At 64.3% G+C, this 22,556-nt stretch carries 24 protein-coding genes and 1 pseudogene; 13 read left to right on the top strand and 12 right to left on the bottom strand.

The annotated features are described in order from the left end of the window. Nucleotides 1-12: 12 nt before the first annotated feature. The 7 genes from GTP41_RS00920 to GTP41_RS00950 all read left to right on the top strand — a co-directional run bounded on the left by GTP41_RS00920 (nucleotide 13) and on the right by GTP41_RS00950 (nucleotide 10,100). Nucleotides 13-4,422, top strand: a complete 4,410-nt coding sequence (locus GTP41_RS00920) for a cobaltochelatase subunit CobN (RefSeq protein WP_161023670.1) — start codon at nucleotides 13-15, stop codon at nucleotides 4,420-4,422. Next, nucleotides 4,419-4,862, top strand: a complete 444-nt coding sequence (locus GTP41_RS00925) for a MotA/TolQ/ExbB proton channel family protein (RefSeq protein ID WP_161023671.1) — start codon at nucleotides 4,419-4,421, stop codon at nucleotides 4,860-4,862. Before GTP41_RS00920 ends, GTP41_RS00925 begins: the two co-directional genes overlap by 4 nt. After that, on the top strand, nucleotides 4,859-5,197 hold the full coding sequence (locus tag GTP41_RS00930) for a hypothetical protein (RefSeq protein WP_161023672.1): 339 nt from the start codon (nucleotides 4,859-4,861) through the stop codon (nucleotides 5,195-5,197). The genes GTP41_RS00925 and GTP41_RS00930 overlap by 4 nt, the downstream gene beginning before the upstream one ends. Then, on the top strand, nucleotides 5,194-7,272 hold the full coding sequence (locus GTP41_RS00935; RefSeq protein ID WP_161023673.1) for a TonB-dependent receptor: 2,079 nt from the start codon (nucleotides 5,194-5,196) through the stop codon (nucleotides 7,270-7,272). The genes GTP41_RS00930 and GTP41_RS00935 overlap by 4 nt, the downstream gene beginning before the upstream one ends. Then, nucleotides 7,269-8,684, top strand: a complete 1,416-nt coding sequence (locus tag GTP41_RS00940; protein ID WP_161023674.1) for a PepSY domain-containing protein — start codon at nucleotides 7,269-7,271, stop codon at nucleotides 8,682-8,684. Before GTP41_RS00935 ends, GTP41_RS00940 begins: the two co-directional genes overlap by 4 nt. 28 nt (nucleotides 8,685-8,712) lie before the next feature. Then, nucleotides 8,713-9,714, top strand: coding sequence for a 2-hydroxyacid dehydrogenase (locus tag GTP41_RS00945; protein ID WP_161023675.1), 1,002 nt, complete (start codon nucleotides 8,713-8,715; stop codon nucleotides 9,712-9,714). 140 nt (nucleotides 9,715-9,854) lie between these two features. Beyond that, complete coding sequence (locus tag GTP41_RS00950) at nucleotides 9,855-10,100, top strand: hypothetical protein (protein WP_161023676.1); 246 nt, start codon at nucleotides 9,855-9,857, stop codon at nucleotides 10,098-10,100. 126 nt (nucleotides 10,101-10,226) lie between these two features. Here the strand turns inward: GTP41_RS00950 and GTP41_RS00955 are convergent, their stop codons facing one another. Genes GTP41_RS00955 through GTP41_RS00965 form a run of 3 tightly spaced genes read right to left on the bottom strand, consistent with a single transcriptional unit; the run spans nucleotide 10,227 to nucleotide 12,128 of the window. Next, complete coding sequence (locus tag GTP41_RS00955; RefSeq protein ID WP_161023677.1) at nucleotides 10,227-10,832, bottom strand: NADPH-dependent F420 reductase; 606 nt, start codon at nucleotides 10,830-10,832, stop codon at nucleotides 10,227-10,229. A 27-nt stretch (nucleotides 10,833-10,859) separates the two neighbouring features. Beyond that, entirely contained in the window at nucleotides 10,860-11,276 is a 417-nt protein-coding gene (locus tag GTP41_RS00960; RefSeq protein ID WP_161023678.1) for a DoxX family protein, read from the bottom strand. Nucleotides 11,277-11,303: 27 nt separating this feature from the next. Continuing rightward, nucleotides 11,304-12,128, bottom strand: a complete 825-nt coding sequence (locus tag GTP41_RS00965; RefSeq protein ID WP_161023679.1) for a pirin family protein — start codon at nucleotides 12,126-12,128, stop codon at nucleotides 11,304-11,306. A gap of 99 nt (nucleotides 12,129-12,227) precedes the next feature. Between GTP41_RS00965 and GTP41_RS00970 the strand changes: the two genes are divergently transcribed. Beyond that, complete coding sequence (locus GTP41_RS00970) at nucleotides 12,228-13,124, top strand: LysR family transcriptional regulator (protein ID WP_161023680.1); 897 nt, start codon at nucleotides 12,228-12,230, stop codon at nucleotides 13,122-13,124. 9 nt (nucleotides 13,125-13,133) lie between these two features. On the opposite strand, the pseudogene GTP41_RS00975 reads toward GTP41_RS00970, so the two are convergent. Further along, a pseudogene (locus GTP41_RS00975) lies at nucleotides 13,134-13,382 on the bottom strand (SDR family oxidoreductase); the annotation flags it as partial. Nucleotides 13,383-13,787: 405 nt separating this feature from the next. On the opposite strand from GTP41_RS00975, the gene GTP41_RS00980 reads away from it, so the two are divergent. The 4 genes from GTP41_RS00980 to GTP41_RS00995 all read left to right on the top strand — a co-directional run bounded on the left by GTP41_RS00980 (nucleotide 13,788) and on the right by GTP41_RS00995 (nucleotide 16,923). Next, nucleotides 13,788-14,438, top strand: a complete 651-nt coding sequence (locus tag GTP41_RS00980) for a TetR/AcrR family transcriptional regulator (RefSeq protein ID WP_161023681.1) — start codon at nucleotides 13,788-13,790, stop codon at nucleotides 14,436-14,438. A gap of 142 nt (nucleotides 14,439-14,580) precedes the next feature. Further along, nucleotides 14,581-15,234 (top strand): protein-L-isoaspartate O-methyltransferase family protein, encoded by a 654-nt coding sequence (locus tag GTP41_RS00985; protein WP_161023682.1) that lies wholly within the window; start codon nucleotides 14,581-14,583, stop codon nucleotides 15,232-15,234. Nucleotides 15,235-15,244: 10 nt separating this feature from the next. After that, entirely contained in the window at nucleotides 15,245-15,568 is a 324-nt protein-coding gene (locus tag GTP41_RS00990) for a rhodanese-like domain-containing protein (RefSeq protein WP_161023683.1), read from the top strand. 44 nt (nucleotides 15,569-15,612) lie between these two features. Further along, entirely contained in the window at nucleotides 15,613-16,923 is a 1,311-nt protein-coding gene (locus GTP41_RS00995) for a TolC family outer membrane protein (RefSeq protein WP_161023684.1), read from the top strand. 66 nt (nucleotides 16,924-16,989) lie between these two features. Here GTP41_RS00995 and gloA read toward each other — a convergent pair whose 3' ends face one another. Genes gloA through GTP41_RS01010 form a run of 3 tightly spaced genes read right to left on the bottom strand, consistent with a single transcriptional unit; the run spans nucleotide 16,990 to nucleotide 19,016 of the window. Then, complete coding sequence (gloA, locus tag GTP41_RS01000) at nucleotides 16,990-17,400, bottom strand: lactoylglutathione lyase (RefSeq protein WP_161023685.1); 411 nt, start codon at nucleotides 17,398-17,400, stop codon at nucleotides 16,990-16,992. A 12-nt stretch (nucleotides 17,401-17,412) separates the two neighbouring features. Continuing rightward, nucleotides 17,413-18,732 (bottom strand): PQQ-dependent sugar dehydrogenase, encoded by a 1,320-nt coding sequence (locus tag GTP41_RS01005; protein ID WP_161023686.1) that lies wholly within the window; start codon nucleotides 18,730-18,732, stop codon nucleotides 17,413-17,415. A gap of 8 nt (nucleotides 18,733-18,740) precedes the next feature. Further along, the gene (locus GTP41_RS01010; protein WP_202419566.1) at nucleotides 18,741-19,016 is read right to left on the bottom strand and encodes a hypothetical protein; all 276 of its coding nucleotides are present in this window, start codon (nucleotides 19,014-19,016) and stop codon (nucleotides 18,741-18,743) included. A gap of 212 nt (nucleotides 19,017-19,228) precedes the next feature. On the opposite strand from GTP41_RS01010, the gene GTP41_RS01015 reads away from it, so the two are divergent. Continuing rightward, on the top strand, nucleotides 19,229-19,996 hold the full coding sequence (locus GTP41_RS01015) for a DUF3667 domain-containing protein (RefSeq protein WP_229502690.1): 768 nt from the start codon (nucleotides 19,229-19,231) through the stop codon (nucleotides 19,994-19,996). A gap of 157 nt (nucleotides 19,997-20,153) precedes the next feature. Here GTP41_RS01015 and GTP41_RS01020 read toward each other — a convergent pair whose 3' ends face one another. The 5 genes from GTP41_RS01020 to GTP41_RS01040 form a co-directional block, all read right to left on the bottom strand. Next, nucleotides 20,154-20,408: a hypothetical protein gene (locus GTP41_RS01020; protein ID WP_161023688.1), complete on the bottom strand. Its 255-nt coding sequence runs from the start codon at nucleotides 20,406-20,408 to the stop codon at nucleotides 20,154-20,156. A gap of 14 nt (nucleotides 20,409-20,422) precedes the next feature. After that, a complete protein-coding gene (locus tag GTP41_RS01025) occupies nucleotides 20,423-20,839 on the bottom strand; it encodes a hypothetical protein (RefSeq protein WP_161023689.1) in 417 nt (138 codons plus the stop codon). Continuing rightward, a complete protein-coding gene (locus GTP41_RS01030) occupies nucleotides 20,839-21,324 on the bottom strand; it encodes a hypothetical protein (RefSeq protein ID WP_161023690.1) in 486 nt (161 codons plus the stop codon). Before GTP41_RS01030 ends, GTP41_RS01025 begins: the two co-directional genes overlap by 1 nt. Before the next feature lie 80 nt (nucleotides 21,325-21,404). Then, complete coding sequence (locus tag GTP41_RS01035) at nucleotides 21,405-21,845, bottom strand: hypothetical protein (protein ID WP_161023691.1); 441 nt, start codon at nucleotides 21,843-21,845, stop codon at nucleotides 21,405-21,407. 255 nt (nucleotides 21,846-22,100) lie between these two features. Further along, on the bottom strand, nucleotides 22,101-22,484 hold the full coding sequence (locus GTP41_RS01040) for a VOC family protein (RefSeq protein ID WP_161023692.1): 384 nt from the start codon (nucleotides 22,482-22,484) through the stop codon (nucleotides 22,101-22,103). Nucleotides 22,485-22,556: the final 72 nt, after the last annotated feature.

The raw sequence follows: 22,556 nt of genomic DNA on the forward strand, positions 1-22,556 counted from the left end.
CTCGGATTTCCTGTGCCTACCTTTACCTTTGCTCGGATCATTGCGGTCCTGCTATGTGCGTTCGCGTGTGCGCGTGCCGACGCCGCCACCTTGTTCGCCATCGTGACCGAACGCGCCGCCCCGACGGCGATCGAAGCGGCCCATCGCCATTTGGCCAGCCATCCCCAAGACCGCATCATCCTGCGCACGCCGGCGCAGTGGATGGCGGCGGACGACAAGCAGGCCGCCCAGTGGCTGGCGCAGGCCGACAGCATCCTGGCGGTGTCGCTGTTCGGCGACCCGGCGCGGCGCCTGAAGGAGGCCTTGCCGCGCCACGCGCGCGCTGCCGCCACGGTGCTGGCCTTCAATGGCGAAGCCTCGCTAAGCCTGATGTCGCGCGGGCGCCAGGGCAGCCTGCAGGGCTTTTCGCCCGAGACTTTGCGCCAGCTGTCCGGCGAACAGCCGCCGCCGGCGGCGCTGCAGGCGGCGCGTGCCTTGCCGGCGGCCGGCCAGTGGCTGGCGGCGCGCCAGGTGTGGCAGGCCGGGGGCCGCGACAACACGAGCGCGCTGCTGGCCCACCTGCTCGACCCGGCGCGCGCGCTGGCCGCGCCGTTGCCGGAGCCGACCTTGCGCGTGCGCATGGGCGAGCGCGAGCTGCAGGATGCGGCGGCCTGGGGCCGCGCGTCGCAGTTGGGCGTGCAGGCGCGCCCCACCGTGGTGGTGCTGGACCTGTCGAATATGGACGGCGTGGTGCCGGCCGCACTGTGCCGCCAGGTCGAGCGCACCGGCCAGCAGTGCGTGCAGGTGCTGCCGCGCTGGGGCGGCGCTTCGCGCGAGGCGCTGGAGCGCTTGCCGGAACTGATCGCCCCGGCCGTGCCGGCGGCCCTGGTGGTGCTGCAGGACTTTGTGGTGGGCGCCGCAGAGAACCGCGAGGCGGTGAGCGAGGCGTTCAAGCGCCTCGACCTCCCTTTGTTCAAGGCGATCCGCCTGTCGGACCGCACGGCCATGCAATGGCGCCTGTCGCCGGACGGCCTGCCGCCGGACTCGGTGCAATACCGCGTGGCGCTGCCGGAGCTGCAGGGCATCGGCCAGCCTATCGTGGTGGCAGCCCTGGGCGAGCCGCAGCGCGATAAGCTGACCGGTATCGAAAACCGTCCGCCGGTAGTGCTGGCGGCGGAGGCCGAGCGTCTGGCGGCGCGCGTGGAACGCTGGCTGGCGCTGCGCAGCAAGGCCAATAAGGACAAGCGCGTGGCCCTGGTCTATTACAACCACCCGCCGGGCCGCCAGAATATCGGCGCCGACAACCTGGACGTGCCGGCCACCCTGTTCGACATGCTGCATGCGCTGAAAGGCGCCGGCTACAACGTGGGCGAACTGCCTGCGACGCAGGAGGCGCTGCTGGACCGAATCATGGCGCATGGCGTCAACCTGCCGGAAGACCGCGCCGGGCTGCGCGAGCTGGCGGCCGCGGTCAACAGTGTGAGCGCGGCCGATTATGCGAAGTGGTTTGGCACCTTGTCGCCGCGCGTGCAGGGCGAGATGACCAGCGGCCTGCTGGGGCGCCTGCATGCCGACGTCCTGCAGGCGGAGGGCGCGCGCGAGTGGGCGCTGGGCCGCAAACAGGCGGAAGTCGTTATCAAGGAACTGCAGCATCTGGTGGAGGGCGCCGACCATCCGCAGCGCGAAGCGGCCATGCGCGACCTGGAGGCGCTGGCGCAAGGCTATGCGGCCTGCCTGAGCGAACGCGCGGCGCGCCGTTGCGCCGCGCTGGCGCCGCTGCAGCGCCGCCTGGCGACCTACCGCATCGAGGGTCTGAAGGGTTGGGGGCCGGCGCCGGGAAAGATCATGGTGGACAGCGGCAAGCTGCTGGTGCCGGGGCTGGTATTCGGCAATGTGTTCATCGGCCCGCAGCCGCCGCGCGGCTGGGAGGTGGACGAAGAGCTGCTGCATGCGAATACCAGCGTGCCGCCGCCGCACCAGTACCTGGCTTTCTACCATTGGCTGCGCGACCGCTTCAAGGCCGATGCGCTGGTGCACGTGGGGCGCCACTCGACGTATGAGTTCCTGCCCGGTAAAGCGGTCGGCCTGGCGGGCGATGATTTCTCCAGCTTGATCGCGGGCGACCTGCCGGGCGTCTATCCGTATATCGTGGACGGTGTGGGCGAGGGCACGCAGGCCAAGCGGCGCGGCCTGGCGGTCATGGTGGACCATTTGACGCCGCCGCTGGCATCGACCCCGCTGTACGACGAGCTGCTGTCGCTGCGCCAGATCGTGGAGAGCTATGAAGCGGCCAGCTCGGAATCGCTCAAGGCCAAGGCGGCGCAGCTGATGCGCGAGCGCGTGGTGGCGTTGAACCTGAAGGCGGAGCTGGAGGCGTCGATGGCGGACGTGCTGGCGGTGCGCGGCATCGGCTTCGACGCTGCCGACGACGATTTGCTGGCGCACGAGGTTGGCCACTACCTGACCAAGCTGCAGGAAAAGTTCATGCCGCACGGCTTGCATATCTTCGGCCGCCAGTGGCGTCCCGAGTCGATCGACCTGATGCTGGAGTCGATGAAGAAGGGCGGCATCGATGATCCGGAGGTGGCGCGCAAGCTGGGCGAATCGCCGGCCAACGAAATGCGCTCGCTGCTGGCGGGGCTGGATGGCCGCTATATCGAGCCGGGCAAGGGCAATGATCCCCTGCGTTCGCCGGAGTCGCTGCCGACCGGACGCAATTTCCACGCGGTGGATGGCGACATCCTGCCGACCAAAATCGGCTACCAGATGGGCTCCGGCCTGGCGGCCAAAGCCGCGGCCCGTGAGCGCTCCACTGCGGGCAGCGAAGGCATCCTGCTGTGGGCTTCCGACGCGGTGCGCGATGAGGGCGTGATGGTAGCCTTTGCGCTGGCCATGATGGGCGCGGAGCCGGTGTGGAATGCGCGCGGCATCGTGAACGACGTGCGTCTGCTGCCGGGCGCGGTGCGGCGCGATGCGCTGGTGACCACGTCCGGCCTGTTCCGCGACCTGTATCCCAACCTGATCCGCCTGATCGACCGCGCCGGCCGCATGGCCTTGGCCGCTTCCGCCGCCGGCATTGCGGGGCAGGAGCCGGCCTTGCGGGAGGCGCTGGAGGCGGCGTTGGCGCCGCTGGGCAGCGTCAGCGCCACCGGCGTTGGCGCCGGCCCGCATGCCGCGTGGGGCAGCGAGCCGACCGGCAGCAACCGTGTGGCGCGCGAATGGCTGGTGCGTGTGCGCGCCTTGCAGGCTGGCGGCATGCCGCTGGCGGAGGCTGGCCGCGCTGCCGCGCAACGCATCTTCGGCGACGCTCCCGGCGCCTACGGTGCGGGCGTCAACCGCCTGACCGAGCGTTCCGGCGCCTGGCGCGAGCGCGAGGAAATCGGCAAGGCTTACCGCCTGCGCATGGGCCACGCCTACGGACTGGATGCCAGCGGTGAATCGCACCACGCCGCCTTCGACACCGCGCTGGACGGCATCACCCGCACTTACCATGGCCGCGCCAGCAACCTGTATGGACTGCTGGACAACAACGACGCCTTCGACTACCTCGGCGGCCTGTCGCTGGCTGTGGAGAGCCGCACCGGCCGCGTGCCCGATGCGCTGATCCTGCAGCACGCCCAGCCTGGCCGTGCCGATGTCGAACCGCTGGCCTCCGCGCTGATGGGCGAGCTGCGCGGCCGCTTCCTGAACCCGGCCTGGCTCAAGCCCTTGATGGGGCACGGCTATGCCGGCGCCCGCACCATGGGACAGGAGTTCCTGGAGAACCTGTGGGGCTGGCAGGTCACGCGTCCCGACCTGGTGAAAAACTGGGCCTGGGACGAGGTGAAGTCGGTCTACTTCGACGACGCGCACAAGATCGGCCTGCCGCAGTTCCTGGGCCAGCGCCACAATGCGCATGCCAAGGCGCACATGCTGGCCATCTTCATGGTGGCGGCGGAGAAAGGCTATTGGAAAACCGACGACGCCACCATCAAGCAGATGGGCGGCGAGCTGGCGCGCCTGGTGGCCAGCAACGGCCTGCCGGGCAGCGGCCATACCGCGCCGGATCACCCGATGTGGCAGTGGCTGTCACCGCAGCTGGATGGCGCCGATGCGCAGGCGCTCAGCGCGACGCTCGCCAAGGCACGCGGCGACCTGCTGCCGGCCGACGCCGTGAGCGCGCTTGCCGCCGCTGCCGCGCCCCCAAGCGCGCCCCGCCAGTCAAGCCCGGACACGACGAGCGAGCCCACCGCAAAGACCGCCCAACCGGGCGCCGTGGCGCCAAGCAATGCCACCGAAAACCCCGTGCAAGCCTACGAGCTGCGCGACCTTGCCGAACCCGGGCAGACAGCCGCCGAGCGCGCAATCAAGCTGCTTGCCCTGCTGGCCGGCGCCGTCGCCCTGTTCGCGCTAGGCCTGCTGCGCGGCACCCAGACACTCATCCCCCAAGGAGCATACAAATGATCGAAAACATCTCTTACGCCTGGCTGCATGACGGTGTCAGCCTCCTCCTCGCCCCGGCCCTGCTGGCGCTGCTCGCCGCCTGCGCCATCGCCGCGCTGGAAGCAGGCATCGCCGTCGGTGAACGCTTCAATGGCCTCGCCAAGCTGCGCGCCAGCGGCAACGCCGCCCACGTGCAGGCGCTGGCCCGCCACCGACTGGAGCGCGCCGACCTGCTGGCCCGCATCCCGCCGATGCTCGGCCTGATGGCCACCATCATCCCCCTTGGCCCCGGCCTGGCCGCTCTCGGCCAAGGCAACCCCGCCCAACTCGCCAGCGCCGTCACGGTCGCCTTCGACGCCACCGTGCTTGGCCTGGTGGCCGGCATTGCCGGCCTGGTGATCGGCAAACTGCGCCGCCGCTGGTACGAAGAAACGCTGGAAGCCATGGAGCACGCGGCATGAGGGACAACGCCCCACCAGCGGGCCGCAAACGCCTGCGCCTGTACCAGCACCTCGATTCGCGTTTTGACGACAGCGACGAAGACCCGCGCGCCAGCCTTGTCAACCTGGTGGACGTCATGCTGGTCTTTGCCTGCGGCCTGATCGCCGCCATTGCCGGCAGCCAGGGCGCGCTCGCCAAGCAGAAGCCGGTGGAGAAGGGCAAGCTGATTGAGCGCCCCGCCGCCGGCATCAGCCAGGCCGGCAGCGGCTACGACCGCGTCGGCGAAGTATTCCGCGACCCGAAAACCGGCCAGCTGGTGCTGGTCGAACCTGCAAAAACCGAAACAAAGAAATGAACACACACTTAAGCAGCATCGCGGCCGCCGCCGCCATCCTTTGCGCCGCACCTGCCGCAGCCAGCGACGACATCACCCTGCCAAGCGTCACCGTCAACGGCACAGCCGACAGTAGCCTGGGACTGGCGCGCCAGAACGCCACCGGCAGCCGCCTTGGCCTGAGCATCGCGGAAACGCCCGCCAGCGTTGAAGCGCTGGACACCGACACCATCCGCGCGCGCGGCGACCTGCTGGTGAAAGAAGCCATCACCCGCACCACCGGCCTGACCGACAGCAGTTCCCCCGGCAATGGCATCAGCTACTCCGCGCGCGGCTTTAACGGCAACAGCTCCGTCGCCATGCTGGAAGACGGCCAGCGCCTGCTGGTCGGCTCCGGCACCGCCACCGGCCCGTCCGACCCCTGGGGCTATGACTACATTGAAGTGCTGCGCGGCCCGGGCTCCATCGTGTACGGCAGCGGCACCACCGGCGCCACCATCAACGCCGTGCGCAAGGCGCCGCAGCGCGCCAGCAGCTTTGAAGCCCTGGCCGGCTTCGGCGGCGGACGTGCACTGCGCGGCGGCCTTGGCGCTAGCGGCGCCGTGGGCGGCCAGGGCGCTTTCCGCGTCGATGCCTACGCCGACCGCAGCGACGGCTTTATCGATCGCGGCGAAGCACGCCGTGCCAAGCTGCTGACCAGCGCCGCCTTCGACCTGGCGCCCGGGCTTGACCTGAACCTGCAACTGGATCACTCCGAGCAGAAGCCGCAGCGCTACTTTGGCACGCCGCTGGTGAATGGCCGCATTGCCGGCGAGCTGCGCGACCAGAACTACAACGTGGGCGACGCGCTGATCAAGTATGTGGACGACAAGGGCGTGGTGCGCCTGGCATGGCAAGCCACGCCGGCGCTCAGCATCAGCAACGAGCTGGCTTACATCAAGGCGCGCCGCAACTGGCGCAATGTCGAAAGCTATGCTTACGACCCGCTCGCAAAACTGGTTGAACGCAGCGATTACATCGCCATCCGGCACGACCAGGAGCACACCGGAAATCGCCTGGAAGCGCGCTGGAACCAAGGCGCGCACCGCGTGGTGGGCGGCTGGGAAGTGGCGACCATCAACTTCACCCACACCAACAACTCGCCATACGGCGGTGCGTCCACCGTGGCGCCGACCAATTTCAACCCCGGCGTATTCAACAGCCCAGACCCGTTCCGCCCCAACTTCAACACCGATACGGTGAGCAACGCGCTGTACGTGGAAGATGCTTACGCGCTGAACGAGCAATGGCTGTTGCTGGCGGGCCTGCGCCACGATCGTTACCGCATCGAGCGTACCAGCCTGCTGGGCGCCGCCGGCTTCACCTCTACGTTGAACGCCAATGCGGTGCGCCTGGGCGCGACCTGGAAGCTGGCGCCGGGCACTTCGCTGTATGCGCAGGCGAGCACCGGCAGCGATCCGGTCACCAGCCTGCTGTCGCTGAACCTGGCCAACAGCCGCTACAAGCTGACCCGCGCGCGCCAGCTTGAAGCAGGCGTCAAGCAATCGCTGGCGCAGGGTAAGGCCGAATGGACTGCCGCCCTGTACCGCATCCGCAAGGACGACATCATCACCCGCGATCCCGCCAATCCGGCGCAGTCGATCCAGGGCGGTTCGCAGACCTCGCAAGGCGCCGAGTTCACCGCCAGCGCCGCGCTGGCACCCGGCTGGCGCCTGGACGCCAACGCGGCCTACACCGACGCCGCCTTCGACCAGTTGATCGAAAGCGGCAACGTCTCGCGCGCCGGCAAGCGTCCGGCCAATGTGCCCAAGGTTTCCGCTAATGCCTGGCTGGGCTACCGCGCCGAAGCGTGGCGCGCAGCGGCGGGCCTGCGTCATGTCGGCAAGCGCTTCATCGACAACAGCAATGTGCAGGCGCTGCCGGCCTACACGACCTTCGACGCGTCCCTGGGCTGGAACGTCAACCGCCGCATGCAGGTGCAGCTCAACCTGCGCAACCTGGGTGACAAGCTGTATGCGCTGACTTCCTACGGCGACAGCCAGTACCTGCTGGGCGAGCGCCGCCACGCCGAACTGACCGTGCAGTGGCACTATTGAAGCGCCAATTGCACCTGTGGCACCGCTGGCTGGGGATTGTGCTTGGCCTGCTGGTGCTGCTGTGGTTCGGTTCGGGCGTGGTGATGATGTACGTGCCGTATCCCGCGCTCACCGAGGCGGAGCGGCAAGCCTGGCTGGCCCCGATCGATGCCAGCGCGGTGCGGGTCAGCGCCTTGCAGGCCTGGCAGGCGACCGGCGTGCCGAGGCTGCCCAGCGCCGTGCGGCTGAACACCGTTGCCGGCCGCCCGGCCTTCCACTTCCAGCCTGCGGCCGGCAAGACGCCGCAAATATCCGTCTGGGCCGACACCGGCAGCGTGCTGCAAGCCAGCGCCGACCTGGCCGCCGCCGCCGCGCCCTCGCCCGCAGCGGTGCGGAGTATCGAACGCATTGAGCTGGACCAGTGGACCTTTGGCCGCGTCTCCGCCCACCGCCCCCTGCACCGCGTGACGCTGGACGACGACGCGGGCAGCGTGCTGTACGTCTCCGGCCGTACCGGCGAGTTGGTGCGCGACACCACCCGCAGCGAGCGCGCGTGGAACTGGGCCGGCTCCGTCATCCACTGGCTGTATTTCACCCCGCTGCGCGACAAGACGGAGCCCTGGCGACTAGCCGTCATGTGGTCCTCCGCAATCACCTTCGTGCTCGCCCTGACCGGCATGGTGCTCGGCATCCAGCGCCTGCGGCTGCGCCGGCGCTACAAAGGTGGACGCAGCTCGCCATACAAGGGCTGGCAAGCCTGGCACCACTGGCTGGGCCTGGGCGCCGGCACACTCACGCTCACCTGGCTGTTCAGCGGCTGGCTTTCCGTCACCCCGTTCGGATGGCTTGATTCGCCTGGCATCACGGCCCAGGACCGGCTCGCGTTCTCCGGCGGACCATTGACCCAGGCCGATTTGGCGCAGCCGGTGGCGGCAGCCCTGCAAAGCAGCGCGGGCGCGCTGGAACTGGAATGGCGCCGCATCGCCGGCGCCAGCTACTTCACCGCGCTCACACGCACCGGCCGCAGCCTGCTCGATGCCGGCAGCGGCATGCCCGCCTTCTTGACCAGCGCCACCCTGCTGCCCGCCGCGCAGGCCATGCGGCCCGGCATGCCTGTGCAATCCGCCGTCATGATGGCCAGCGAAGACAGCTACTACTACAGCCACCACGGCGAGCGCGCCTTCCCCGTGCTGCGCGTGCGCTTCGACACGCCGGACGAAGCCACTTTTTACATCGACCCGCAGCGCGGCCAGTTGGCCAGCTACGTCGACAGCAACAGGAGATGGAACCGCTGGCTGTTCAATGGCCTGCACCAGCTGGACTTCATCCGTCCACGCCCCGCGTGGGACATTCTGGTGATCGCCCTCTGCGTACTGGGCGCCATGCTGTCCGGTACCGGCATTTATCTCGGGTGGCGGCGGATCTTCCATTAGAATTGGAGCATCCGCCAAAGGAGACCCAATGAAGACCGCCGTTTTCAGCGCGCGCCGCTACGATAAGTTGATGCTGGCGCAAGCCAACCAGGAGGCCGGCCACGAGCTGCTGTTCTTCGAAGAGCGTCTCACGCGGCAAAGCGCCGCGCTGGCGCAAGGCTGCACCGCCGTTTGCGTGTTCGTAAACGACACCGTGGACGCCGATGTGCTGGCGCTGCTGGCAGGGCAGGGCACGCGCCTGGTCGCCACCCGTTCCACCGGCTACAACCAGATCGACCTGGCCGCCGCGGAAAAGCACGGCATCGCCGTAGTGCGCGTCGCCGACTACTCGCCGTATTCCGTGGCGGAATTCGCCGTCGGCCTGTTGCTGGCCGTCAACCGCAAGATCGCCCGCGCCAGCATGCGCACGCGCGAAGGCAATTTCGAGCTCGACGGCCTGATGGGCTTCGACCTGCACGGCAAGACAGTCGGCATCATCGGCACCGGCAAAATCGGCACCATCTTCGCCCGCATCATGGCCGGCTTCGGCTGCACCGTGCTGGGTAACGACCTGCACCCCAACCCCGCCTTCGAAGCCCTCGGCGGCCGCTACGTGCCCGTCGCCGAGCTGATCGCCGCCAGCGACGTGGTCTCGCTGCACTGCCCCCTGACTGACGCCACGCGCCACATCGTCAACGCCGCCTCCCTGGCCCAGGCCAAGCGCGGCAGCATCCTGGTCAACACCAGCCGGGGCGGCCTGGTCGATACCGAAGCCGCCATCGCCGCACTGAAAACCGGCCAGCTGGGCGGCCTGGCAATTGACGTCTATGAACAAGAGGCAAGCCTGTTCTTCCAGGACCTCTCGTCTTCCATCATCTGCGACGACATCATCCAGCGCCTGGTGTCCTTCCCCAACGTGATCGTCACCGGCCACCAGGCCTTCTTCACCTCGGAAGCCATCGGCCAGATCATGCAGACCACCATCGCCAGCATCACCGCTTTCGAGCGCGGCCAGCCACTGGCCAACCAGGTCTTGTCAAGAGCTGGGTAGGGATTTGCAACGCGAATAGGATTAGGCAATAAGTATCAACGATTCGAACACCATACTGGCTATGGCATCCCTATAGTTCTGTCCATGGCGTAGCGGAATTCGACGACATACTTTTCAACCTTACCTAAGCGAGGCAAATAATGTTTAAAGTCACTTTGGCGCTCATCGCCGCCTTCCTCAGCGCTCCTTCGTTTTCGCAGGAGCTTTCCACCACCTGCCCATCATCCGGCCAGGGCAGCGTCGCTGAACTGCACCGCGATTGGCTGATGATTGGCTGGGAACGCGATGCTGGCGATCCTGCATTCAACTTCAAACAGGACTTAGGCAAGTACTACGACTTCGCTGCCCGCCCGATCGCAGCCGAATCCTACCGCACAGCCAAGTGAGCAGCCGGGCCCCAAGCGCGCGTCCACTTCGCATGGACGCGTGTTTTCTTTGATCAATCACCGGCAATAGCAATATCGCGCTATCGGAAGTACGGCAACGACGGACGAGATCAAGGCACCCCCAGGTCATCCTAGTTTGACGAGATTCACCGCAGGCAGCGGGCCGCCAGGGAACTGCTGCAGATAGCCGCCGACTTCAAGGCTGCCCAGGTCAATGCTGGCAAAGCCCAGCTGGTTTGTCAACGCAACCACGTCCGCCTTCGCATCGGCGTGGTCGCCCGAGACGAAGATCACGCGGCGCCCGCCCGCCTGGGCTGGATCCTGCGCCAGGACTGCGGCGAGCAGGGTGTTGAAAGCCTTGACCACCCGTGCCCCCGGCGCCCAACCGCTCACGACCTGGCTGGAGTTTTTGCCGCCCAGCTCGGCCAGTTTATAGCCCGGCAGAAGCACCGGGTTGGTGGCGTCGATCAGGATGCGGTTATCCCAATGGATGTCCTTGAGCGCATCCTGGGTGCGCGACCAGTTGGTGCTGACGAATACCAGGTCCGCTTGCGCCGCCTGTTGCACGCTACCGGCGCTGGCTTTGCTGCCCAGGCTATCGACCAGCGGCGCAAGCGTTTCAGGGCCACGGCTGTTGCTCAGGATGACATTGATGCCTGCTTTGACCAGTTGCTTCGCGAATGCCTGGCCGATTGCGCCGGCGCCGATAATGCCTACGGTATTGATCTTCATGCTGTGCTCCTTATGGGTATGGGTTGATTACGCCAGCTTGCCGGCTACGGCAGGACGGGCGCGGTTGTCGAAACTGAAGGCGCCTGCGCCGAAGGCCACTACTTGCAGCAGGCCGCCTGCCATCGCGATGTTTTTCAGCAGGTGGATCAGCTGGTTCTGGTCGCCGATCGCGTTATGGAACGCCAGGCCGGTGACGATGGAGAACGCTGCCAGTAGTGCCGCCACCAGCCGGGTCTGGATGCCGATGGCGAGCATCAAGCCGCCGCCCAGCTCCAGGGCAATTGCCGCCGCAAGCGCCAGCGGTGCAACGGGCAGGCCAACCGCAGCGATATAGCCGATGGTTGCGGCCGGCGCGAGCAGCTTGCCGATGCCGCTGAAGATAAAGATCGTTGCCAGCAGGACGCGGCCAATGGCAGGAGCAATGTTGGTGTTTGCGGAGTTCATGGTGTTTCCTTTCAGGTAGTGGGGGTGTTAGATCAGGTTTGCTGCGCGGAGCTGGGCTCCGATACGACGGATTTCACGTTCGCCTTGTTCGAGTGCGGCGGCGTTCGTATGCACGGAGTAATAGCCGGTCACCAATTCATACGGATGCTTTGCTGCCGAACCCAGAACGAACTCGGTCGGGCCTTGGGCGACGAAATCGATGGTGCCGGCGCCATCCTCGAAGATCGCTACTTCGTTCTGCACCAGGCTATCTGCGGTTTGCAGCGCACCGGTGGCCACCGCTACCCAGGCCACGTCATGGCCTGTGGGCGTCTGGTAAGTCCAGCGTTCGCCGTCGCTGAGTTTCACGTGCAGGTAGTTGATCGGTGCGCGGGGGCGGATAGGGCTGCGCACATCGCCGTAGCTGCCGATAATGATGCGGGCGGGACCAACGCTTGGTACTTGTTGCGGCGCCACGTACTGGCTGTTGGCCGGGCCGTTCTCGTCTTCTGCCGGCAAGGCGAGCCACAGTTGGAAGCCGCTGACGTGCTTGCCCGGCGCCGCGCCGCCTTCGTGCCAGACGCCGCCGCCTGCGCTCATCCATTCGACGCCGCCGGTAGGCAGTTCGCCCTGGTTGCCGGTAGTTTCGCGATATTCGAGTGCGCCATCCATCACCACGGTGACAGTGGCAATCCCGGAGTGGGGGTGCATGCCCATCTTGCTGCCGGCCGTTTCCAGGTGAAACAGGTCCAGGAAAACGAAAGGCTTGATCAGCTGCCCGATATCGCCCGGGCTGACCAGGCGGACGATGCCGCCGCGGGTATTGCCCTGGCTGCGGTGGGCGATCTGGCGTTGAGGTTCGGTGTGCTTCATGTTTGCTCCAATGTGTGAGTGCATGGAGAAATCATATTGTTCAGAAGCCTATCCGAATAGCCTATATAATTAGATGCTATATATCCAAGGAGGCGATGGATGCTCGATGGCATGTCAATGGACCAGCTGCGCACCTTTATCGCGGCGGCTGATGAGGGCAGTTTTTCCGCTGCCGGCCGCAAATTGCGGCGGGCGCAATCCGTGGTCAGCGCGACGCTGGCGAACCTTGAACTGCAGGTCGGGTTCCCGCTGTTTGAGCGCACCGGACGTTTTCCGCGCCTGACGGAAGGGGGACACGCCTTGCTGGAACAGGCCAGGCTTGCCGCAGCAAGCATGGACGCGTTCAAGGCGAAGGCGCGCACACTGTCGGAAGGGCTGGAACCGGAACTGGCGGTGGCGGTGGACGTCATGTTTCCCATCGAGGAGCTGACTTCCGCGGTGCAGGCATTCCACCAGGCGTTCCCGTCGACGCCATTACGCTTGTACGTCGAAGCGTTGGGGGCGGTATTGCAGCCATTGCTGGCTGGCGACTGCAGGGTAGCAATCATTGGCTCTCTTCCCGAAATCCCCGCCGGCTGTGCATCCGAATTTCTCGTCAGCGTGGCCGCAGTGGCGGTCGTGGCGCCTTCGCATGCGCTGGCGGCAGTGCCGGCACCAGTGCTGCGTTCTGTGGCGGGTGAACACGTGCAGCTGGTGTTGTCGGACCGGTCATCGCTGACGACGGGGCGCAATTTTGGGGTCATGTCGGCCAAGACCTGGCGGCTGGCCGACATGGGCGCCAAACATGCTTTCCTGCGCGCTGGCTTGGGGTGGGGGTACATGCCCTTGCATATGGTCGAAGACGACCTGCGTACCGGAAAACTGGTTCGGCTGGAGCTGGAAATCCAGCCCAATGTCGGGCCGGGGTTCTCCATGCATGCGGTGCATTTGATGGAGCATCCCCCGGGCCCCGCCGGACGATGGTTTGTCGATCGGCTTAAGAAGCAGGTGCCTTAAGCAGGTGTCTTAATACGGGCTGGCAGTCGGGCGCACGATAATCTCGCTGACATCCACATCGGCCGGCTGTTGAATCGCGAATTCGATTGTGCGGGCGATGGCCTCCGGCTTGATCGAGATCTTGCGGAAGCCGCGCATTTCTTCGCGCCCGACCGGATCGGAAATCGATTCAGCCAGCTCTGATTCGACCACGCCCGGGGAAACCAGGGTGACGCGGATATCGCCGCAGACTTCCTGGCGCAGGCTTTCGGTGGTCGCCCCCCCACCGCAACGGAGGCGCTGTCCGTGACGTCCAGCCGTTCGATCAGCAGGCGGTCATGCTCATTGCCGAGCGCCGCTTCCACCTAACCAGGTTCGCGCCCCGTCGCCACGACGCGGTCGCCGCTGGCGAGCGCAGCTTGTGCGATTGCGCTGCCCAGTCCACGACTTGCTCCAGTAATAAGCCAAGTTTTCATAGTTTCGAGCTCCTTTCGAGAGACCATGTTATGGCCGGGCTCGGAATGACGAAACGCGCAAACCTCAGGAATGATTGCCTATTCCTACAATTTTTAACTGGCTGGGCAGGGGGATGGCGGAGGGCCAAAAATCTGTGACTTGACGCGGTGAAGGGTGGCATCTACCATTAATGACTCATAAGTAAGTTACCTGATCGCAACTTTAATCATGCAAGCCCCGACTGATACCAAGCCACGCTGGGAGCGGCGCAAGGACGCGCGACCGCAGGAATTGCTGGCGTCCGCGCTGGAGCTGTTCGTCGATCGCGGATTTGCCGCCACCCGCCTGGAGGACGTGGCGCGCGCCGCCGGCGTCTCCAAGGGCACGCTTTACCTGTATTTCGAAAACAAGCAGGAACTATTTAAAGCCGTGGTGCGCGAAACCATCGTGCAAACCATCGGCCAGGCCGAAAGCGACGCCGCCGCTGCCGAAGGCATGTCCAGCTGCGAATTGCTGCGCCAGATGCTGCGCCGCTGGTGGACCCAGGTCGGCGCCACCAAGGCCGCCGGCCTGACCAAGCTGATGATGGCCGAATCCGGCAATTTCCCCGAGCTGGCCCAGTTCTATAATGAGGAAGTCATCGAGCGCGGCAGCGCGCTGCTGACCGGCATCCTGGAACGCGGCGTGGCGCGCGGCGAGTTCCGCCCGGTCGATCCGGTCATGATGACCAATGTGCTGATCGCCCCAGTGATGACCCTGATGATGTGGAAACACAGCTTCTTCCCCTGCGAGACGCACGACACCATCGACGCCGACGCCTTCATGGACACCTTCCTCGGCCTGGTACAGCAAGGCCTGGCCCCGCAAAAAAACCCATAGATTGCGGATTTTGGTCGTTCACCCCCCAAAATCTGCAGACTGTCGCAATTTCCCGCAAGCCGTTGTCTTAATCGTTAATATGCCCACCTGACCAGACAAACGATAAAATGACGGATTATTTATCCCTCACCGAGTCAACAAGATGAATATCGAACAAGCCCGTTTCAACATGATCGAACAGCAAATCCGCCCTTGGGATGTGCTGGATACGGACATACTCGATCTGTTGCTGGTCGTAAAACGCGAGAATTTCGTGCCAGAAGCCTACAAGAACCTGGCTTTTGTCGACACTTTCATCCCGCTGCCGGGTGGCGAGCAAATGCTGACCCCGAAGCTGGAAGCGCGCATCGTGCAAGATGCGCAGATCAAAAAACATGAAAACGTGCTGCTGGTCGGCGCCGGCACCGGCTATCTGGCCGCCCTGCTGGCCCACCGCGCACGCCACGTGACCGCCGTGGAAATCGCGCCTGAACTGAAGGCGCTGGCGGCAAAGAACCTGGCGGACAATGGCATTACCAATGTGACCGTGGAACTGGGCAATGGCGCCCAGGGCTGGTCCAACGGCGCGCCGTTCGACGTGATCGTGTTCTCCGGCTCGCTGCCGGTACTGCCGGAAGCAGTGCTGCAGCAAGTGAAGGTAGGCGGCCGCATCGTGGCCATCATTGGCGAATCGCCAGTGATGTCCGCGCACCGCATCACCCGCACCGGCGACCATGGCTACGACACCGTCAAACTGTTTGAAACCGATGTCAAACCGCTGGACCTGGCGGTGAAACCTTCGTCGTTCACTTTCTAAGGGAACGGCAATGCAGCACATTACCGCACCGGAACTGGCTGACTGGCTGAATAACGACAGCCGCGCCAAGCCATTCCTGCTGGACGTGCGCGAGAACTGGGAATACGAGACCTGCCATATCGCAGGCTCGACCCTGATGCCGATGCAGACCATACCGGCCCGCATCGACGATCTCGACGAGGATGCAGAAATCGTCTGCATCTGCCACCACGGGGCGCGCAGCCTCAACGTGGCAGCCTTCCTTGAGCATCACGGTTTCAGCAAGGTAAGCAATCTGACAGGCGGGATTCACGCCTGGGCTGTGCAGGTGGACAGCGCCATGCCGAAGTACTAAGGCACGAAAACTAACCCTTTTTGACGACTCCAACGGAGATGCAAATGCAGAAATCCCTTCTCGCCGTGCTGGTATCCAGCGCACTGTTCTCGCTGAATGCTCAGGCGGCTGACCTGGTCCAGGTGTATAAACAGGCGCTCGCCAACGACGCCACCTACGCCAGTGCGCGTGCCGCGCTGTCGGCCGGCCAGGAACGCACGACCCAGGGACGCGCTCTGCTGCTGCCTACCATCGCCGCCAGCGGTAACAATATGAAGAACGATGGCGAGGTGTCGAAGAACAAATTGGGTTTCGCTGATGCGGAAAACTACAGCGGCCTGATGCAGGTGCAACTGACGCAGCCGCTGTTCCGCTGGGCCAATTGGGAAGGCTACCAGCAGAGCAAGCTGTCCGCTGCCGCTGCGGAAGCGACTTTCGCGCAAGAGCAGCAGAACCTGATCCTGCGCGTGTCGCAGGCTTACTTCGACGTGCTGACCGCGCAGGACAACCTGACCGCGACCCAGGCGCAGAAGGCTGCCACCACCGAACAGCTGGCATCGGCCAAGCGCAATTTCGAAGTAGGTACCCAGACCATCACCGATACGCATGAAGCGCAAGCGGCATACGACCTGGTGGTGGCGCAGGAGTACGCGGCCATTAACGATCTGGAAGTGAAGCGCACCGCGCTGCAGCAGGTGATCGGCACGGTGCCGGGCGCCCTGGCGCCGCTGCGCACCGGCGTGGCGATCGCCAGCCCGCAGCCTGCCACGCTGGAGCCATGGGTGTCGGCTGCGGAAGAGCAGAACTACGGCGTGACCGGCGCCAAGCTGAATGTGGAAATCGCCAAGCGCGAAATCAGCAAGCAGCGCGCGGGCCATATGCCGACCCTGGACCTGGTGGCTAACTCGACGCGCCAGACATCGACCGGCATTTCCGGCGGCATCAACAAGAACAATGCGATTGGCGTGAGCTGGAATGTGCCGATCTTTAACGGCTTTGCGGTGACCAGCAAGGTGCGTGAGTCGATCGCGCTGGAAGACAAGGCGCGCAATGATCTGGAGGCGTCGCGCCGCCAGGCTGCGCAGACTGCGCGCCAGGCTTTCCTGGGCGTGAACAGCGGCTTGGCGCAGGTGAAGGCGCTGGAGGCGGCGGAAGTGTCGTCCAAGTCGGCGCTGGAGTCGAACAAGCTGGGTTACCAGGTGGGCGTGCGTATCAATATCGACGTGCTGAATGCCCAGCGCCAGCTGTACACCACGCAGAAGGACCTGTCCAAGGCGCGTTATGACACCATCATGAATGGCCTGCGCCTGAAGTCTGCAGCCGGTTCCCTGAAGGAAGAGGATCTGGCGCCGATCAACGCACTGCTGCAGCACTAACCCGCGGCCGTTGCATTGACGGGGTCTGACCCTTGGGTCAGACCCTGGTTTCCCGGGTTCGGGGTTTCAACGCAACCCCGCTCCCTGCCCCTCAAAGCTGCGCTCAATCAGCTCAATCTTGTACCCATCCGGATCGGTCACAAACGCGATCACAGTCGCCCCGCCTTTAACCGGCCCAGGCTCCCGCGTCACATTTCCGCCGTTCGCGCGCACCGCCTCGCAGGCCGAATAAATATCCTCAGCTGAAATAGCGATATGGCCGTAAGCATTGCCCATATCGTACTTGTCCACGCCGTAGTTATAGGTCAGCTCCAGCTCCGCATGCTCCGGGTTATGCCCGTAGCCCAGGAAAGCCAGCGTGTACTTGTATTCAGGATTATCACTGGTACGCAGAAGCTGCATGCCCAGCACCTTGGTGTAAAAATCGATGGATCGCTGCAGGTCACCAACCCGCAGCATCGTGTGTAGGATTCGCATAGGCCAATTGTATCAGCGCGCCGCCGCCGCTGCCGGCGCCACCCGCCACACCACATTGCCCACATCATCCGCCACCAGCAGCGCCCCCGACTTATCCAGCGCCACGCCCACCGGACGCCCCTTGGCCTTGCCATCGCGCGTTAAAAAACCGATCAAGAAATCCACCGGCGGCCCCGAAGGGCGGCCATCCGCAAACGGCACAAACACCACCTTATAGCCGGCGAATTCCCGGCGGTTCCACGAGCCATGCTGTCCGATGAACGCGCCGCCCTGCCAGCTGGCCGGGAACAGTTTCGCATCGTAGAACGCCAGCCCCAGCGACGCCGTGTGCGAACCCAGGCCGTAATCCGGCATCAGCGCCTTCTGCACCATATCCGGACGCGGCGGTTTGACCCGCGCATCCACCCGCTGGCCGAAGTAGCTGTACGGCCAGCCATAGAAACCGCCATCCTTCACCGACGTCAGGTAATCCGGCACCAGGTCGTCGCCCAGCTCATCGCGCTCATTCACCACGGTCCACAGCACCTTGGTCTTCGGTTCCCAGGCCATGCCGTTCGGGTTGCGCAAGCCGGTCGCGAACAGGCGCGACTTGCCGCTGGCGCGTTCGTACTCCCAGATCGCAGCGCGGCCTTCCTCCTTCTCCATACCATTCTCGGCCACGTTGCTGTTGGAGCCCACCGTCATGTACAGGAAGCGTCCATCCGGGCTGGCGGTGATGTTCTTGGTCCAATGGTGGTTCAGCGGCCCGGCCGGCAAGTCCATCACCTTGGTGCCGGGCGTGCCGATCGCGGTCGCCCCCTCGGTGTAGGGGAAGCGCAGCACCGCATCGGTGGTGGCGACATACAGGTCTTTATCCACCAGCACCATGCCGAATGGCGAGTTCAGGTCTTTGATGAAGATGCTGCGCGTTCGCGCCACGCCATGTTCATCGACATCGCGCAGCAGCGTGATGCGGTTGGCCGAGGGCGTGACCGAGCCGGCCTTCTTCATCATATGCTTCATGATGGCGCCCTTGATGCCCTTGCCATCCTCCGGCTTGGGTGGCGCGGCCGACTCCGCCACCAGCACATCGCCGTTCGGCAGCACGTATAGCCAGCGCGGGTGATCGAGGTCGCGCGCAAAGGCGGACACGCCGAAGCCGGCGGCAGGCACCGGCTTGTCGTTGCCCTGCCAGCGCTCGACCGGCGCCACTTTGGTGGTGGGGATCAGCTTTTTGTCCGGTTCCGGCAGGACCGGGTTGGGACCCCAGCCTGTCGGGTAGGTCTGGGCCAGTGCAGCGCCGGCAGCCAGGCAGGCCAGGCCAATCAGCGCGGAAAAGAGCGGGGCGCGCATGGCGGGGCTCAGTCGCGCTTGGTGCCGGGCAGGGGATTCGCCTGAGCGTCGCCACCGCCGGACTGGTTGCCGGGTTGCGGCTTTTGCAGGCCCGGCTTGCCGTGCAGGTCGGTGTCCACCAGGCCCTGCTCGACATCCTCCGCCGCCTGGCGCATCACGCTCCGGGTGCGCTGCTGACTCTCGCCTTGCGGCGACTCGTCGCGCTCGTGTGGCAGGCGTTTGCCGGCGTTGCCGTCCACGGGCGTCTGGGTGTTGATCTTGCGGTCCTTGCTATTCGGTTCCATGGTCAGGCCCTCCATGACGCCATGGTAGCGAAGCGCGGCCCCAACGGTCGCCACCTTGACTACGTGCAATTCTGCTAAGAAGCCGGTAGCATTATGGGATGGACCATGCAACCGATCACACCTGCCGCAACTGCGGCGCCACGACTACCGGAAACTTTTGCGCGAACTGCGGGCAGGAAACACGCCTGCACGCGCCCAGCTTCAGCGAATTCATGCACGAATTCATTGGCCACTATGTGGCGCTGGAAGGGCGGCTGTGGGGTTCGATCAAACGGCTGGTGTTCCGTCCCGGCCTGCTGACCAACGAATACCTCGCCGGGCGCCGCAAACGCTATGTCGAACCGCTGCGGCTCTACCTGTCGCTCAGCATCATCTTCTTCGCCGTGCTGAAATTAACCGGGACGAATCTCATTACCCTGGACGCGCGTCCCATTCCGCCGGAGCGGAAGGCGCAGATTGAGCGCAGCATTGCGGAGAAAAAGGCGCAACCCAAAGCCCATCCGGAAATCGTCAACGAAAAGCTGGAGCAAGTCCTGGAACGTGAGGCGCCGAGCGTGTTCAAAGCCTTCGACGACTGGGACAAGATGGATAACGAGAAGCGCGGCGATTTGTTGATCGTCGGCTTTTACAAATACGCGCCGTATGCGATTTTCCTGTTGATGCCGGTGTTCGCGCTGTGGCTCAAGTTGCTTTATCTCGGCACCGGTAGGCGTTACGGCGAGCACTTCCTGTTCGCATTGCACACCAATGCGTTTGCCTTCCTGATGCTCGGCGTATTCTTCTTGCTGCCGGACGGCTTCATCAAGTTCCTGGCCCTGTGCTGGGTCGGCGGCTACCTGCCGTGGGCCATGCAGCGCGTCTACGAGAAAGGGCGCTGGGGAACACTGTGGCGTTGGCTGTTGCTGATGGTGTTGCATAGCGCATCGCTGACGATCGCCATCCTGGTCGTCATGGCGGCGGGGATCATGACGGCCCATTGATGCTCGGCCAGTCCGAGCTATCGGATCTTCCAGATCCAGTTGCGTATGGAAGCTTTGGGCCTCGCTTCCAGTGGAGATGAGGTGGTGTCCTGCGCGTGCGAACGCGTTGAGGCACACATCGCAAGAGTTGCTGCGAAAGATAGTCTGAAGTGCTTGGTCAAACCTTGCTACCTGCGTTGTCAATCAAAGTTTTGACTTCAGCCGCTTCCTCAAGCGTTGACGCAAACTCTTCATCGGTCGCTGCTGCGAAGTCGTTCGCGATCAGGTTGAATCTTTGCGCCAGGTTCGCGGCCCGTGCGACAAGTTCGGGCGAGGCGCCCGGGGGGAGCCCAGCTCCGGTCAGACTTTCGGCAGAGCCGCACGTCCGCTGGAAGGCGTAAATGAATCGACCAATACGTTCGTAGTCTTTCATGCGCGGCCCGCCATTCAGTTAAGTTTTCCTGCACGGTGCAGGCGAACGCAATAAACCCAGATGCCGGTAGTGATCATGATATCGAATGGACCCAGTCCCGAGCCGGGTTGCCATAAGAGCTTCTGCAGGCTCCATGCGAAGTAGAGGCCGAATGCATAGCATGCTGACTTGCGCATGAAGAACAGTTGCAGGCCGCCGACAAACAGCAGGATTGGGAATAGCAGGCGGCCGATAAAGCCAGGCACGGACTCGGCTCCCATCTGCAACGGTGTCAGTAGAGCCTGCCAGTTGGTAACCATAAAGTACCCGACGGCGGTGATTTGAATGCAGCACCACGCCGCGATGATGTAGACGGGAGCAGTGCGGCTGTGCCGGGCGGCGGGCGCGAGGTTGGCGCCGGGCGGGGCATAGAGATTGTCAGGCGTTTCCATTAGCGGGGGCATTTGATGCTGGGGTTGTTGGCGCGCAGTCTTTCGTAACGGTCGATGCCGATACGCGGGGACGGAATGCGTGCGCAGTAGGTGCTGGTGCCGTAGGATATCTTGTAGAGCCGGTCGCCCGAATCCGGCGTTGGAATTTCCGTGATCTGCGGCGTACCCGTCCAGCGCGGAACCGCTGCCGCCGCGATGCCTGCGCCGACGCGCCTCAGTGCCGGGTCTTCCAGCGGGCTGAGTTTAATCTCGGTTTCATTGCGTAGCTGCTGGTCGATGGCAGCTGCGGCCAAGCTTGCGCGATCCAGTTGGCCGGGCCTTGCAGTTTCAGCGCTCGCCGGCGCCAGCGCGGCCAGCGCCGTCAGGAACAGGCCGGTACCGGCCTGGATGCTGGCGGGGACGCAAATGCCACCTGCCTTTTCGCCTCTTGGCATGAGTTTGCCAATGGCGTAACGGCCCATGGGCACAAAGAACAAGATTAGCAAACGGATCTCCCCAGCAGAATTGGGCGTAAGGTTACCAGTTTGCTATTCGTGAAAGATGCGTGAAATGTCACGCGCGGCGCTTAATAGTCGAATTTGGTGCTGCGTTCGACTTTTTTGTTGCGCTTGGCGCGCTCATTGACGTCGTGTTGGCGGGCATCGCTTTCGGCGCGCTGGCGCTGGCGCAGTTCCTCGGCGACCTGGGCGCGCACGGCACGCTCGTGATAGATGGCGTCGAGGCGGCATTGGGCGGCGTAGCGCTCGTTCATGCTCTGGAAGTGGAGCGCCTGCTGGGCCAGGGCGGCCAGCCAGGCCAGGGCCAGCGCCCACAGCACGAATGTGTAGATCGATTGCCAAGTGCCGAATGAGGGTTCGAGCAGGGGGCGTGCCTGGGCCAGGGCGCTTTGTCCGACGAAAGCCAGGAAGCCCGCCATGATGCCCAGCACGATCGTGCCCAGCAGCTGACGCTTGGCGTCTTGGCGCATGAGCTCAAGTTCGGTCTGAATTTCGGAGATGGCTTCCATGATGTGGCGGATCGGACGGGGCGGAGATCTTAATAGCTCAATTTTACATCATATTGCCCGGTGGAAAGCCGCTTCTGGCCTGCGTTTGAGGTGGATCAGCATCTGAGGGGCGCCTTGCGCACACCATAGGACTGCGATCGATCGCGGAGAACCGATGCCCTACTCATTCATCGTGACCGCCAACCGCGTCAAAGCGCTGGCGCGCACATTCGCCGAGCTGGCGCAAGGTGGTGCAACTGGCGCCCGGGCAGTTCCTTACCCCGCAGCAGTCGCAGTCGGCTCCCAAAGCTCGACCTTGTTCCCGTCCGGGTCAATGAACCAGCCAAAGCGGCCGTAGTCGAACGACTGAACATCGCCGACCAGGGTGCCGCCGCCGTCGGCCACTTGCCTGAGCGCGCCGTCCAGGTCGTCCACCACGAAATTGATCATGAACTCGCGCTTGGAGGGGGCGAAGTAGGAGGTGGTGCTTTTGAACGGGCTGAACACGGTGGCGCCGTTGGCCGGCATCAGCGCCGGCGCGAAGGAGGCGTAGTCCTTCGATTCATCCGGCAAACCCAGGCAAGCCTGGTACCAGGTCATCAATGCTTGCGGGTCCTTGGATTTGAAGAAGATCCCCCCGACGCCCAGTGCTTTTGCCATTCTTGTTCCCCTTGTTATATACTGTGCAAATATACAGTGTTTATTGAGTATTTTTTCGCGTACCGGCTTGCG

The sequence above is a fragment of the Pseudoduganella guangdongensis genome (assembly GCF_009857475.1).
Taxonomy (GTDB): Bacteria; Pseudomonadota; Gammaproteobacteria; order Burkholderiales; family Burkholderiaceae_D; genus Rugamonas; species Rugamonas guangdongensis.